Origin of the sequence: Dokdonella sp., assembly GCF_051958935.1 — a bacterium.
In the GTDB taxonomy this organism is placed as follows: domain Bacteria; phylum Pseudomonadota; class Gammaproteobacteria; order Xanthomonadales; family Rhodanobacteraceae; genus Dokdonella_A.
Window position 1 is genome coordinate 1 of the sequence record NZ_JBQCFP010000156.1, and the last position, 14,785, is coordinate 14,785.

12 protein-coding genes are annotated in these 14,785 nt (G+C 65.3%); 1 reads left to right on the plus strand and 11 read right to left on the minus strand.

What is annotated here, in order from left to right; all coding sequences use genetic code 11:
• Positions 1–274: 274 nt before the first annotated feature.
• Positions 275–964 carry a hypothetical protein gene (locus tag ACTHK2_RS14920; protein WP_440246509.1) on the plus strand — a complete coding sequence of 230 codons (690 nt, stop codon included), beginning with the start codon at positions 275–277 and terminating at the stop codon, positions 962–964.
• Here ACTHK2_RS14920 and ACTHK2_RS14925 read toward each other — a convergent pair.
• The 11 genes from ACTHK2_RS14925 to ACTHK2_RS14975 all read right to left on the minus strand — a co-directional run.
• Positions 949–1,458 carry a hypothetical protein gene (locus ACTHK2_RS14925; protein ID WP_440246510.1) on the minus strand — a complete coding sequence of 170 codons (510 nt, stop codon included), beginning with the start codon at positions 1,456–1,458 and terminating at the stop codon, positions 949–951. The genes ACTHK2_RS14920 and ACTHK2_RS14925 overlap by 16 nt on opposite strands.
• Positions 1,459–1,657: 199 nt before the next feature.
• On the minus strand, positions 1,658–4,399 hold the full coding sequence (locus ACTHK2_RS14930) for a hypothetical protein (RefSeq protein WP_440246511.1): 2,742 nt from the start codon (positions 4,397–4,399) through the stop codon (positions 1,658–1,660).
• Between the two features lie 135 nt (positions 4,400–4,534).
• Positions 4,535–5,287: a helix-turn-helix transcriptional regulator gene (locus tag ACTHK2_RS14935; protein WP_440246512.1), complete on the minus strand. Its 753-nt coding sequence runs from the start codon at positions 5,285–5,287 to the stop codon at positions 4,535–4,537.
• Positions 5,288–5,531: 244 nt separating this feature from the next.
• The gene (locus ACTHK2_RS14940; protein WP_440246513.1) at positions 5,532–7,652 is read right to left on the minus strand and encodes an ATP-binding protein; all 2,121 of its coding nucleotides are present in this window, start codon (positions 7,650–7,652) and stop codon (positions 5,532–5,534) included.
• Between the two features lie 2 nt (positions 7,653–7,654).
• Complete coding sequence (locus ACTHK2_RS14945) at positions 7,655–9,037, minus strand: SIR2 family protein (RefSeq protein WP_440246514.1); 1,383 nt, start codon at positions 9,035–9,037, stop codon at positions 7,655–7,657.
• A 123-nt stretch (positions 9,038–9,160) separates the two neighbouring features.
• Positions 9,161–10,324 carry a restriction endonuclease gene (locus ACTHK2_RS14950; RefSeq protein WP_440246515.1) on the minus strand — a complete coding sequence of 388 codons (1,164 nt, stop codon included), beginning with the start codon at positions 10,322–10,324 and terminating at the stop codon, positions 9,161–9,163.
• Positions 10,325–10,677: 353 nt separating this feature from the next.
• The gene (locus ACTHK2_RS14955) at positions 10,678–12,765 is read right to left on the minus strand and encodes an FG-GAP repeat domain-containing protein (protein WP_440246516.1); all 2,088 of its coding nucleotides are present in this window, start codon (positions 12,763–12,765) and stop codon (positions 10,678–10,680) included.
• Between the two features lie 238 nt (positions 12,766–13,003).
• Positions 13,004–13,285 (minus strand): nucleotidyl transferase AbiEii/AbiGii toxin family protein, encoded by a 282-nt coding sequence (locus ACTHK2_RS14960; protein WP_440246517.1) that lies wholly within the window; start codon positions 13,283–13,285, stop codon positions 13,004–13,006.
• Between the two features lie 17 nt (positions 13,286–13,302).
• A complete protein-coding gene (locus ACTHK2_RS14965; RefSeq protein WP_440246518.1) occupies positions 13,303–13,593 on the minus strand; it encodes a HigA family addiction module antitoxin in 291 nt (96 codons plus the stop codon).
• A 15-nt stretch (positions 13,594–13,608) separates the two neighbouring features.
• Positions 13,609–13,890 (minus strand): type II toxin-antitoxin system RelE/ParE family toxin, encoded by a 282-nt coding sequence (locus tag ACTHK2_RS14970; RefSeq protein ID WP_440246519.1) that lies wholly within the window; start codon positions 13,888–13,890, stop codon positions 13,609–13,611.
• A 71-nt stretch (positions 13,891–13,961) separates the two neighbouring features.
• A partial coding sequence (locus ACTHK2_RS14975; RefSeq protein WP_440246520.1) for a methylmalonyl-CoA mutase family protein occupies positions 13,962–14,785 on the minus strand: 824 nt, incomplete at its 5' end.

The window sequence follows — 14,785 nt, forward strand, 5'->3', positions numbered from 1 at the left end:
AAGCGGGAGAGGGGGAACATCGCGGCGCCCTCCGCCTCGCCCGCCGGTGACGATCGCGCGCCCTTCGCCTCTCCCGCTCGCGGGAGAGGCCGACGCGCGCAGCGCGGCGGGTGAGGGAAGAACGGCGCGCAGCGCTCCGAACGCCCGCACCCCAACCCTCTCCCGCAAGCGGGAGAGGGGGAACATCGCGGCGCCCTCCACCTCGCCCGCGGGACGATCGCGCGCCCTTCGCCTCTCCCGCTCGCGGGAGAGGCCGACGCGCGCAGCGCGGCGGGTGAGAGAAACCATGGGGCGCCGGGCGCAGTCCACTCCACGAGGAGAAGTTCGCACGACGCAAGCCACTGTTTCCCTGTCCTTCACCGATGCCCAGCTCACCGCGATCGATGCGGCCCTGACGAGCTGGAGACGCAGTTCGCTTGCCGGGCTCATCGGCCTCATCAACGACGAGCGCCGCACGCTCATGAAGATGGGCAGCAAGTCCGAGACGTTCTGCCTTCAGACGATGTCCCCGCTCACCCAGAACCCGCAGCTGGTGTCGCCCAGCCATTACGCGCGCCGGATCTGCGACTCCCACTGTGCGAACCCTGCCCAGCCTCGCGCGCGCTCGCGCATTCGCCCGCTCCACCGCGAGCGCCACACTCCGCGCTTGGACTGCCAGACGTTTTGCTCCGAACGTCAGCCTCATGGCTCGACGCGCCGAGCGTTCCGCTCGATGTGCGAGCCGTTGCGCTCAACGATCCGAGCGAAGGGCTCGGCCGGCGACGTTCTCTTCCTGGCCTCCCGAGCGTTGCGCTCGAAGCGCCGGGCGTCCTGCGTAATCGTCCACATTCCACGCTCGACACGTCGAGCGAATGTCCTGAAGCGCCGAGCGCTGCGCCTGCCGTTCGACGATCCGAACGCGAATGCCCGAGCTCGTCGCCGACGCGTGCGGACCAACCGTACTGCCGCTCAGCGCACCGGGTAATACCCGCCATAAGGCCCGTACCCCGGCCCCTTGCTCTGCTCCACGTGGATGCGCACGCCGTAATCGCGCCCGCTGTCCGACTGGCCGCTGATGTCGAAGTCCGCGGCCTCGAACGTGGTCGTACCGAACCCGCTGGAATTGCCGATGCCCGCTGTGACGCTGCCGTGCACCTCCGGGCCGTGCTTGCGCTCGGAGGCTGCGCTGTCCTGCGCGTCGACGACCGCGTTGTCCGAGGTCCCTGCGGGCGATGCTGCGATCACGGGCTGCGTGGGTACTTCCAACTGCAATGGCGTGGGCGGGCCGCCCTGGACGGAATCCTGCGTCGGTGTTGCCGACTGCGCGGAGGCGCCCGCGCTCAGGCAAAGCACGGTTGATGCGAGGGCCAAGCGGCCCGGAACAGCGGGGACTATCACGATCGACTCCTGCGTCGGCAGCGATCCGGCAATGCGCGCCGGATAGCCGCTATTGGACGCACGCGACGGTGCACAGTTCAAGGAGAAATCGCGGACTTACAACCCGCGCGACGGCTCTCGTTCATGATTGGCCGGGCGTTGCGCGCGCGTTACCTTGGCGCGGATGGCGGGACGTGGCGTACTGATGGTCAACCACGAGCAGACCCGCGACCACCAAGTGCGCGGATGATTCCTCCGTCCCTTTTGTTTGTGCCCGCGCCGGCACGCGAGGCCGATCCCATCACCCATCGAATCCGTCCGCGAATAGGGTTTCGTCGGACGGCTGCGTGAACGGATAGCCGAGGTCCATCAGGACGGCGCGATCGAGCGGCGTGATCGAGACATAGCCGCTCACCGGCAGCGGGCAAGTCGTCATCAGCGCGTAGCGCAGGCGCGGATCGAGCGAGCTGTCGTCGTCGCGGTCGATGCACGTCGCGCCGAAGTGGGCGAAGTCGGATCCGAGGTTCGGCGACGCCGGGCCCCACTGCGTCAGCGGAACCGGCTGTCCGTCGAATGCGGCCTTCGCGTGCGGGCCGACGAACAGGCTCGCGCTGGCCGGGTTGCCGGCATCGGCGAGCGCAGTGAGGCTGTCGAACAGCGTGACCTGTCCGGTGTACGTGCCGTAGTTCGCCGTCGAATCGCGCGTGCGCCAACTGGTGAAGCCGAAGCCGTGTTCGATCTCGTGCAGCACGACCGAGACGAGATCGTTGCGGCCGGCGGGGATCGGGTTGTCGTCGCGATCGTCCGGCGTCGGGTCCAGCCAGTAATTCGCATCGATGAAAGCGGCGTTGGGTTGCAGCAGCATGTCGTAGACGCCGGCCGTGCTGGCGCCGTCGGCGAGCTTCTGCAGCACGCCGGGGACGCGCACGACATTGCTGCCGTTCGGTCCGACGAACGTGCCGGCATCGCCGGAGTAGTACGCGTTCGCACCAAAGCGCGGTTCGATGCGGCTCGCTTCGACCCGCATGACGATGCGCAGCTTCGTCGCGGGCGGGAATTCCGCCAACCAGAGATTCGCCGCGGCGCGCATGTTCTGCTGGAACTGCGAATTCGCATCGAGCCAGCCGCGCGCTGCGAAGTCGCCCTCGGCATTGTCGTAATAGGAGATCACGAAATAGGCATCGGGCCGGTCCTGCGCGATGCAGGCGTGGAGGCCGGTGGCGTCGCCGGTGATCGTGTAGGCGCCATCGAAAACGAAATACGGCAGGCGAGCTTCGTCCGAGCCGATGCCCTGACGGTCGCCGGCATCGGCATAGCAGGCCGGAATGCCGGTGGGGCCGGATAGTTCGGCGCCGCCGAGCAGGCGCACGCGGCCGGTGCTCGGCGTGTGCGGATCGCCGCGCGCGGCGAGGTCGTTCAAGCCGGTGTCCTCGTCCTGGAAGCGGCTGTACACGGCGCTGCCGATGGCGAAGCCGCTCAAACCCGTGCCCCGTGTACCGACCGCGACCGTATTGCCGACGATGCGCGCGCCGTCCAGATCGATCGCGCCGACGAGATTGAAGATGCCGCCGCCATAGCCGGAGCCGCTGCCGCCGCCGTCGCCGCCCTGGGCGGTATTGCCGCTGATTTCGCTGGCGCCGATCACCTTCAGCGAGCCGGCGTGGTTGAAGATGCCGCCGCCGAGTCCGGCACCGCCGCCGCCGGTGGCGACCTGGCTGCCGATCGGGCCGACCAGGCCGTCGCCGCCGCCACCGAAACCCCATGGCGCGCCGTGACCGAGGCCGTTTCCGCCGCCGAAACCGCCGAAGCCGTTCCACCCGCCACCGCCACCGAAGCCGCCGTCGCTGCCCGTGCCACCGCCGCCACCGACGCCGCCCGCCCCTGCCCGGCTGCTACCGGTACTGGGAGCGCCACCACCGCCGCCGAACGCGCCGCCGCCACCACTGCAATAGGACGAGTAGCCGCCGCCGTCGCCACGCCACCAACCGCTGCCGTTCGACACGAAGCCACCACCGACAGCGGCGTGGTCGCAGGTCTGGTTGATGGCGATGCCGCCGGACGCGCCGTCGCCGCCGATCGGGCTGACGCCGCCCGCGCCACCGGTGTTGGTCGTGCCGTCGAACGTCGCGCCGCCATCGAGACGCGGTCGGTTCGAGAGCCAGCCGCCGCCGTCGTGAACGGTATAGCCCTGATCCGGCAGGCCCGCATAACGCATGCCGCCACCGGCCTTACCCAACGAATCGCCGCCCATGCCGCCACCGCCCTGGCCGACGCCCACGGGCCACTCGGCATGACCCGAACTGCCGCCGAGCGCGCGGTTGGCAACGACGAAACTGCCGTCGAGCGTGAGCTCGCCCTGGTTGTAGACGGCGCCGCCGAAACCGCCACCACCGCCGCCTTCGCGCGCGTCGCCGCCCTTGGCGAGGCCATTGCGCAAGGTAACGTGACGCAGCACGAGCTGTCCCTCGGTATAGGGCCGAGCCGGCAGTGCGGCTTCGCCTTCGACGAGGTTGTGGAATTTTCCGGCGACGTACAGCAGGCGGAAGGGCACGTTGGTATCGCTGGACAGGTTCTGGCGTTCGATCACGATGCCGGGGCCGCCGTCGATGACGAGGTTCGAATAGATCGGTGGAAGTCCGGTCGGCCCGTACCACCAGTTGTCCGGTGCATCGAGCGTGACGGTGTCGCCGCCTATCGCGACGGTGTCGAAGGCAATCGTGGTCGGCCCGGTTTCACTGCCCGCGTATTGCGTTGCGTTGGCGATCGCGATCGCCTCGCGCAAGCTCACCTCGCCGTCGCCGCGAATGGCGAGATCGGCGAGAAGCTCGGCGACGGTCGGCGTACCCGACGCCGGAACCCAGACGCCGGTAGTCGGACTCGGCTGGTTGGCGTTGTCCGACTGCGGTGTCATGTCCCACACCGGCCGCACGAGCGTCGTGCCGCTGCCGGTCGCGTCGAAGTCGATCGTGTTCGCCACCGTGGTCACGGTGATCGTGCTGGCCGCGTGCGCACTGGATATCGCGAAGAAAGCCAAGCACAGCACTTGCGCCGGAACGTGGAGCTGACGGGCATGGCGAGTCGATGCGGACATGGAAGCAGCACGCAAGCGGGAAAGGTGCGCGCACGCTATGCAGGGGTCATGCGGGCGGCAATGGGCCGACGGCCCATGCCGCGGGACTCAATCGGCGGGCGCAGGGGTCGCTGCGCGTTCGAGCAGCATGCGTGCGTCGGCGCGTCCGGCGACGCCGAGCTTCGCGTAGAGGTTTTCGAGATGGCGTTTCACGGTCGCCGGCCGGATGCCGAGCTGTTCGGCAATCTGCTGGTTGCGCAGCCCATTCGCCACCCACAGCAGCACTTCGCGTTCACGCGCGGTGAGGCGCCCGGGCGTGGCACCGCCGTGCGCGACCGCCGCCGCGCGGAGGCGTTCCTGCGCCTGCAGGCGCTGCCAGCACGCCTGCACGTGCGGCTCGATCAAACGCAGGCCGAGGCGCTCCGTGTCGCGAAAGCCGCGGCGCGCGCGCGTCATGTTGAGCGTCAGCACGCCGCTGCGCGCGAGCGGAATATCCAGCGCGAGCCCGTCCTCCTGGCCGAGCCGGCCGTACGCCTCCGCATACAGATCCGTCCGATGCCACTCCCGCCGGCTCAGCACGTCGGAGATGCTGCGCGGCGCGCCGCGCCGGTGCAGGTAAAGCGGATTCTGGTGCAGGTAACGATGCACGGCGGCATTGATCTCGGCCGGGATCGCGCCCTGGGGGTCGTACGCGGTGGCCACGACACCCTCAGCACCGCGCCAGTTCACCACCGCGATGTCGCCACTCACGACGAGCCGCAACGCGTGCAGCAGATTCGCCGACCACTGCGCCAGCGACGGCGTCGCATGCACGGCGAGCACGGCCTGGTTGTAGCGATGCAGTTCGATGCGACTCAGCATGTCTCGCGCGACGGTACGGTTGCGGAGCGACTATCGCACGAAGCGCCGGCGCGGGGCACACCTTGCCCGCGCAGCCAAAATCGAACACAGCCCCTACGCGACGCTGAAGCGGCGCCAAACGCAAACCTTTGCTCGATATGCGCAGATGCGCAGGCCACCCAGACTGCGGTCGTTGCAATGAAACTATGCGAGCAACATTGCCGGGGGCTTCAAATCGACAGTTCCGAGAGTAGCGTCCTTTCCACTAGCCGTCACCATCTTTCGGATCGCCTTCAGCCTCCTCTTGAGTTGATAGCTGCTGCCAGTCTGCAGCAATAGATTCCCAATCAACGGCTCGTTCGAGAGGTTGACCGTCGGCAGTTTGGTCGAGTCCGTCTCCGGACCATACCGCCCAGAAGTCGGGATCGTCAGACTTTGGACGTTGCTCCTTAGGTAAACTGTTCATCTGCACAAGCACGGGCAGTTCTGAAGCCCATCCCAGCAGGATGGCATTGCGTGATGGCAAGGAAGGCAGATCACGCAGCAAGCCACGCAGGTTGTCGGGCACCAGCTTGTGGACCAGTTCTTGGTCGCGGTCGTTGCTGATGCGGTGAAGCAGGTAGCTATTGCACTGCGACAGTACAGTCTGAGACAGCTCGCTCGGGCGTTGCGACGACAGTACCAACCCCAAGCCGAACTTGCGTCCCTCGCGGGCGATTTTTTCGAAGACCTGACAGCAGATCGCGGCGGAACTTTGATTTTCGGCGTCGTCTGGGTAGCGGCGTATGAAGGTGTGTGCTTCTTCCATGACGAGCACGGTTGGTAAGACCTTGCCGCTGTGTAGCTTGCGGTACCGTTGCAGGGCCTCCAGCGTCATGCGCGCGATCACTGCCGTAATGATGTGAACTACTTCGACAGGAACCAGAGAGAGGTCGATCACCGTGACCGAGCCGTTCGAGGCTTCGCTGTCGCCGATGTAGCTGGTCAACCATTCCGCCAGCCCTGTGTTCTCGACGCCACCAGTGATTGTCTTCATGCGGCTGTCGGACAGAATTGTCCTGATCCGCATCAGCATTGTCTCGACGTACTCTGACGTACCCATCAACTCGGCGTTTGCTTCGACGCTGCGGAGGAGATTGTCGCCGGTAAACGGGCGAGGGATGTCGGCATCAATGGGTAGAACATCGGTGGCACTGCCCCCGAATGCGGAATGAGCTTGACTCAGTTCTTGCAACAGCGCATCCACCTCCTGCCTAGTGAAGACCGCTGGCCAATCACCTTGGCGAGTGCTAAGCAGCTGCGTGATCTGCTGCGTAAGCTGTGTGAGCGCCGCTCCCTCTTTCTGGGTAAACGATGCATCAGCAACAAGTCCCTCATCCCACGCGCGAAGTCGATCCCGGAAGCCCCTTGCAGGTCCCGGCCCTTTCCAAGGTCCTCCCGCATTTCGCTCTACTTGCACGGCGCTGACCAAGGTTCTCAAGTAGCGGCGAGCGTCATGACTTGGCGTAATCGCAGCATCAATAGAACCGTCTCGCACAGAGCGAAGTGCCTGGATCAATGTCGGTCGCTGCGCTCGCGCGCTTGCCTGCGTGAATGCTGCCCATTCGGCACTATTCCAGAACCAAAGAGGAACCTGAAGCTGATCGACGCCCTCAGCCGGATCAACCGCGAATACCCGTACCTTGCCCATCCCCTTGAAGGTGCTGGCGTACTCGCCGTTCGGATCGAGCAGGATAAATCGGGCGTTGGGGTCATTGCCTCCGCGCTCCTTCTTCGCTGCGTCCATCGACCATCGGATCAATCCGGCGACCGAACACGACTTGCCGCTGCCCGTGTTGCCCAAGACTGCCAAGTGCCGGCCGAAGAGGCGATCAGGGTCGATTCGTACCTCGGCGTTTGCGGCGAGTGGACTCACGCCGATCTTCACGCGGCGTTTCTCGCCCGACTCGACGATGGCGCGGAGCTGGTCTTGCGTGGGCAGCAGGACCGGATCGCCCACGGAGGGGTAGGTCTGTACCCCGCGCTTGAACTGGTAGCGGTCCGTCCCGTTGACTCCCCCGGTGTAGAACAATAGGCCTAAGGGATTTAGGCTCATCTTGCGCAGCGGGTACGGCAAGTCCACCAAGCCGAAGTCCTGCATTCCCTTGCGTTTGGGGTATTGCGAACGCTCGACAGTGATCCACTCGACCTGCGCGACTAGATAGCCTTGATCGCCAGGAGCCAGGACGTAGCCGTTGATACGCGGGAACGGGCGTGGCGTGCCGGTATTCAGCGAAACCCCGTCGGGAGCTTCGATGTCTAGCAGAACCTTGATCTCATCGGGCGAGACGAAGTCGATCGTGCCGATGCGCAACGAGTCGGCGTACGCCAGGGGCGACAGGCTCACGGTTAGTCGCCTCCATCCGGGGCCACGCTATTGGGCTGGAGCGCACCTTGCTTCGTGAGGAACCGCTGCTTCAGCAGCTCGCTCATACGGAAGGTTGTCTTGTCAATCGCTGCCTTAGGTAGATAGTTCTCGGTCAACGTGGTCAGGTCTGCTAGCGCGGGGCCGATCAACAGACTGATCTGTGATGGCCTCCCAATCTGTTCATACGTGTGCATCACCCTTCCCAGTGGGTCATCACGTGAAATCACCACCAAATGCGTAGACGGAATGGTGAGCATGTCCCGGATCACGCGGTTGATGTGCTCGTCGCCGAAGCTGTAGCCATAGGTCACGAGCGTGCTGTTTGGCCGGCACACAGCTGCAGCGAGGTCGCGAAAGAGTTCCACGTAAGGGTAGTCGGCGGTCTCCCTGTCCTTCGCGGCATTCGGGTAGATCATCAACTCGTGGGCGGTCGCTCCAGTCAAACCCGGGGCTGCCAGGTAGGGGTCGATCTTCTCAGCTCCGAACGGGAGGCCGATTCGTCGAATATCTTTGCCGGTCTGCACCCAATCGACCGACCCATGCAACTTGATGAAGCGGGCCACGCCCTCCAAATAGCGAGGCTCACCACGAATGCCCGGGGGGTTGTAGTGCATGTCCAGATCGAGCCGTGAGGATCGGAAGATCGGCGTCAAGTTGCCAAGAAAGCGATCCAGTAGGTGCAGCCCAGCCAACCCAGCTCCAGCTTCGATGAGGCGGTCGTAGTTGGTCGTGAAGATACTCAGGCGGTCCCTTGTCCCTGTTCGGCTGGCGAAGCTCATCAGGAACGTGACCAGTGTGTTGAACGCTTGCTCTCGTTCATTCTCCTGAGCAGCCGCAATCCCGGCCTCGCTCTTCAAGATGGACTCGGCAAACCCCTGCATCACTTTTCCCAGTTCTTTACGCAGGATGTCGGCTTTGCTGTCTTCCAGGATTTCCAGCCCACGCATGAGTTCATTTGCTACGCGCAGTTGGTCTTCAAAATTTCCCTGTTGTCGGCCCGCTTCCTTTGCTGCTTTCTCTGCTGCCGCCTTGACTTTGTCCTTGTGGGTAGCGAGGCTCACTTCACCCATGCCGGTCGCAGGCTTTCCAACAGCCAAGTAATGGACAGCATGGGTCAGCCCCGATCCTGCCAATAGCGAAAGATGTTCCGATTGGAAAAGCGATGTCAGCCATGGCTCGATGCGTTCACGCAGTTCCTTATGCCCGAACGTTTCGCCGGCATTGATCCACGACGCCTCACTACCCTCGCGGAGCTCGAAATTGTCGCCAACCGGGGAGAAGCTTAACGGGCGATGGTCGTCTCTTACCTTGACGACGTTAGCCGGCAGCACATCGGCTGGTGGAACCTTGGGGGTATTGGTCATGACGCTGCCTGCCTCAGCCGTTCATTGGCTCAAAAAGTTGTACTACTCAGCAGTTTGTTTTGGTTGTTCGTGCGATGGAATTTGCGAAGCGACACTTTGGCGGGAAGCGGGGGCAGCCCGCATTCATTTCTTGGGCTGCTGTCCCTTGAATAGCGCCCTCGTCTCCGGCGCCACCACATCCACCTGCCGCTTCCTCTGCAATAACGCCCTCTGCCCCTCCGGCAACTGGCAATTGCGCGACAGCGTCGTCGCACCATCCGCATGCTGCGCGGTGATGTCCTGGACATTCACGACGACGCCCAGCGTGTCGCCGAGCGGCTCCAGCGCGTCGCAGACTTCGTCGATCATCGCCATCGATCGGTATTGAGCGCCGTCGACCATCACGACGAAGTTGTCGTGGTCGAGCCAGAGCGCGCTGCGCACGCCGGCGACGGCCTTGGCGGCCATGCGTGCGGCTTCGTGGTCGACGGGGCGGGAGACGTCGGGGACGCCTGCCTGTCGCAGGTATTCGGTGACCGCGCGGTTCACGGGTTGCGCGACTTGAGTGAGGTACCCGGCGCGGGCTGGTGTTGGCGCAGGTGTGGATGTGGGTGCGAACGTCGCTGGCGGCGGCGTATTCGCAGATGCTTGCGGCACCGAGAGCGGCTGAGCTCGCGTCGTTGCCGTGGCGGAAACTGTCGTGCTCGGCGTTCCCTGCCGCAGCGGAAGGAATACGAACGCGAGGAACGCAGCGAATGCGATCGTGGCGACAATCGCAATGAGAGGTGCACCGTTGTCGCTGCGCGGACGCGATGTGGGGCGCCTATGGGTTTCCCGTTCGGTAAAGACGTGCGTCCAGTCATCCGCGCCTACGGAACCATCGGATGGCTGTCGCCGCTCTTCCGCTTCGAGCGCAGCGAGGTCGATCCACTCTCGAACCATTACGCCGTCGACGAGCTGTATTCGAGGCTCGCGGCACGCGGCTTCCAATGCCGCTCGGGTGAACTCGCCGCTCGTGACAACGACGGCACCGGTTGCGCGCTGGGTCATCATCACGCCGATGAGTTCGTGGACGACGTTGTGCGTGACCTTGAGCGCGTCCCAGCGCTTGCATTGCACGACGATGTAGGCGTCGCCGCGACGAAGCTTGAGGTCGATGCCGCCGTCAAATTCCTGCCCGGTTGCGCCGGTGCCGACGTGGTCGACGGACCAGCCTTCGGTGCGGTAATGGTCGGCAACGAGCGCTTCGAAGCGCGTGGCGTCGACGCGCGAGAGTGCGTCGTTCCAGCGCGTGCGGTTGTATTTCATGCAGCGGCCTGCATCCGCTGGATGCACGAACGCACGATCGCGGCGGCCATGGATGGCCGTGGCGCCCCTTCCTTCCCCATCTTCGCCCCCTGTGGCGTCGATAGGTGGAGTAAGCAACAAAGGGAGTCTGCAATCAACCCTGCCGGTTGTAGGAAATTTCCTACAGGATTCGGATCGGGGCGCTCAAAGAAAGCGCGTCGGAGCGGTGAGGCGAGGCTTCCCTCACCCTGGCCCTCTCCCGCGAGCGGGAGAGGGGAATATGCTGGGCAGTGTCGCGGGAATGCCCTCACCTTGGCCCTCTCCCGCAAGCGGGAGAGGGGACGACAAGGCGGCGCGATGCGTCGGCGGGCGCGTCAGCCGTCGAAGCCGTTGGCGAACAACTCGTCGACGGCGATGAGGAAGCGGAAGGCGCCGGCTGAGCTCACGCCGCCGACGAACCACTGGCCGCTGACGGGCAGCGTCGCGAGCTGGTTGTGGGCGCCGAAGTCGCGGCCGAGGAAATCGCTGCTCGCACGCACCTGGCCATCGGCGCCGTCGAGCAGCACGAGGTGGCCGCCGACGGAGACGGCGAGCGCGTGGATGGTGCCGAGTTCCTGCACCGCTTCGATCGGCTCGCCGAGGTCGAACTCGCGGAGCACGTCGCGCGTGATCGCATCGTGGAAGACGAGTTGCGTGCCGCTGAAGACGACGAACTCGCGGCCGTTCACGCCGTCGAGCAACGTGGCGCCGTCGACCGTTCCCTGCATCGGCAGCGACCAGGCCAGGAGGTGCGTGGTCGCGTCGTAGGCGCGCAGCGTGGTGCCGAGCACGGCGACCAGCAGGCGCGAACCGCCGCCGAAATCGCCCGCCATCGTACCGACGCACGGGCTGCTCATGAGCACCGACATCCACGACGACTGTCCGTCGGCGAGGGCGAACGTGAGCAGGCGCGATCCGCCCGATTCGCGCAGGCAGGCGATGCCCGTATCCGGCGCGCCGCCGGTACGGGGCACCGTCGACAGCGTGGCGGCCGTGCGGCCTTCGAGCGGGTGCCCCGGGTCCCCGTCGATCTGCCAGCGCATAGCATGCGTCGCATCGTCGATCGCGACGATGACCGGCCGGTACGCGCGCTCGCCTGCGACGATGAAGCCGGAGCCCGCTCCCGTGTCGGGGAGCGAAATCGACGCGACGGGTTCTTGCGGAAGCGCACTGTCGTCCATGGCGGACTGCCACAGCACGGCACCGTTCGCGCCATCGAGTTGGGTCCACGCCGGGCCATCGGAGAACGGCGCCGTCGCGCCGAACAGGAATCGCAGGACGCCCGGCGACCCGCTCGACGCTGCGCTCGGGCCGACATACGGCGCCGACGGACCGCGGTCGAGCTCCCACACGGTCGAGCCGTCCACGGGGTTGTAGAGCGCGAAGATCTCGTCGCCGCGGAAGTCTGCCTGCATCGCCGCATGGGCGATCTCGCGGACACCGTTGTGGTCGAGGTCGACGGCGCCGACGGCGGCGCTCGAGTAGGACGAATGCGGAATGCTCAACGTGACCGTGTGCGTCTGGCCGTCGACGATGTTCACTCCGCCGAATTGGGCGTCGCCTTCGATGATGTCGTCCTTGCCGTCGCCGTTGAAGTCGTACGCGGCGACCGCGCCGACGTTGAACACGGAGACGTCCCAGAGCGGCGAGTAGGGCTGGCTCTGGAACACGCCCATCGCATTCCACGCGTGCGCGCCGAGGAACTGGGGCGTTGCGCCACCGTGGTAGGGGGATAGGTAATCGCCGAAGCCGTCCTTGTATGTCCACTCGGTCGCGTGCGTGGCGCCGTCGATGATGACACCGGGCTCGCCGCCGACGATGATTTCGAGCGCGGGGTCTGCATCGAGCTGCGCCAACAGCAGGTCGCCTGCGCTGACGCTCGGGTCCATCCAGCGGACGGCGAGCGTGGCAAGGTCGAGCACCTGCAAACCGCCCGACCATGCCGAGAGGGCGACGATTTCCTCGTTGCCGTCTTGGTCGACGTCACCGATCGCGGCCGCATGGATCGGGAAGCCGAGGTCGAATGAACGCACCCGTTGCAGCGGCCAGCCGGCGAGTTCGTACGCCTTGCCATCGGGGTTGAACACGTACAGATGCGTTTGGCCGCCTTGCGCATGCGTGAAAATGCGCGGTGGGCCGCCGCCCCCCGGCAGCACGAGCAGTTGTTTGGAAACGTAGTTGCCGGCGCGCCGGCCGTAGACCTGTACCAGGAGGTCTGCGCCCGCCTGGCCGCCGAGCACGACGTCGTCGGCGCCGTCATGGTCGAAGTCCGCCACCGCGAACGGCCCGCGCATCAGGGGATCGAAGCTCAGCGAGAGGCGCCCGAGCTCCTGGATCGTCGGCGGCACCGTCGCAGCGGCGAGGGCGCTGGAGAGGCCGCTCGCGAGGGCCGTGGCGAACGCAATGGGCACGACGTGGCGCATGGGAATCCTTGCCATTCTGGAGAAGGCGCGAAGATACCGGAAGTGGCCCCGGTCAGGGTGGCGCGTCGCGGCCGGCTCGATCAGGTAGACCGCGTGCGACCGCGGGACCGAGCGCTCCGGCCACACCGGACAGAGCGCCTCGACGGCCTCCATCAGCTCGACCCAGTCGGCCAAGTCGCCCCTGCCTCGCGCGGGCGTCGACGGCGCGATGGTGCCTGCAAAGGGTTGCACGCGGCGATCAGCTTCCGTCGACATCGGCTTGGGCAAGCAGCTTATCGAGCAGGGCCTCGCGATCGAACAACGCGAAGTACTCGCGCACTTCATCCATATCGAGGCGGCCGCGCTGTGCCAGCAAGAGCGCGCGGATGTCGTGGAGGTCGCGCGCGCGGTCGGGATTGTTGACGAGTGCCTGCAGCTTGCAGCCGATCAGGCCTTCCGCGGTAATGGCACGCACCGCGACACCTACCGCCCCGTACTCGCTCGCCCAATCACCCAGCACCGCGCGAACGAGGCGATCCACGAAGGGCGACCGCGATCTTACGCGGCAATCCTTTCGATCCTGCTGATCGCGCCACCGATCGCGCGATGAGCTTCCTCGAGGTCGTAGTCGGCCTGCAAGCCCAGCCAGAACCGTTCGCTGGTGCCCAAAGCCGCCGCAAGACGCACGGCCGTATCGGCAGTCACACCGCGCTTGCCGAGCACGATCTCATTGATCCGTCTCGGCGCAACCCCGGCCGCGCGCGCAAGCGCGTTCTGACTGATGCCCAGGGGGATCAGGAATTCTTCGAGCAACACTTCGCCGGGATGGATATTGGGCAGCTTCTTCATGGAGCACCCGTCGCCTCAGTGGTAATCGACGATCTCAACGTCATACGCGTCACCTTCCTTCCAGCGGAAGCAGACGCGCCATTGGTCATTGATCCGGATGCTGTGCTGGCCTTTGCGACCGCCCTTCAGCGCCTCCAGCCGATTTGCCGGCGGGACGCGAAGGTCGTCGAGCACGGCGGCATTGTTGAGCATGCGCAGCTTGCGGCGAGCAACGGCTTGGATATCGGCCGGCAATCGTCGCGACGGGCTGCCCGCCCATACCTCTTCCGCTTCCTTGTCGGCAAAGTCACGGATCATGGCCGACTATAACGCTGTCCGTCATATAACGCAATGCGTCATACGCTCCATGGACTCGACTTCACGCGACGCTACATGTTGCGACGGTACTCGCCGCCGACGTCGTACAACGCGTGGCTGATCTGGCCGAGGCTGTGCGTCTTCACCGCTTCGATCAACGCCGCGAACACGTTCTTGCGGTTGCGCGCGGTATCCTGCAGGTAGGCGAGGCCGTGGCCGTCGTGGACGAACCCTTCCTCCTCGTCGCTGCCGGCGGTGTGGGCGTGCGAGGTTTCGCCCTTCGGCGCGAGCACATTTCGGTTCTGCTGGTACGTGCGCACGTTGGCGATCTGCTGGCCCTTCTCTTCTTCCGTCGAGCGGATCAGTTCGATCTCGGTGACGATGTCGCCGGCGTGTTCCTTCGGCAGGAAGGTGTTGACGCCGACGAGCGGCAGGCTGCCGTCGTGCTTCTTGTGTTCGTAGTAGAGGCTTTCTTCCTGGATCTTGCCGCGCTGGTACATCGTGTCCATCGCGCCGAGCACGCCGCCGCGCTCGCTGATCGCCTCGAACTCCTTGTAGACGGCTTCTTCGACGAGATCGGTGAGCTTGTCGACGATGAAGCTGCCCTGCCAGGGGTTCTCGCAGAAGTTGAGGCCGAGTTCCTTGTTGATGATCATCTGGATCGCGACCGCGCGACGCACGCTTTCCTCGGTCGGCGTGGTGATCGCTTCGTCGTAGGCGTTGGTGTGCAGCGAGTTGCAGTTGTCGAACAGCGCGTACAACGCCTGCAGGGTCGTGCGGATGTCGTTGAACTGGATTTCCTGCGCGTGCAGGGAGCGGCCGCTGGTCTGGATGTGGTACTTCATCATCTGGCTGCGCTCGTTGGCGCCGTAGCGCTCGCGCATCGCGCGTGCCC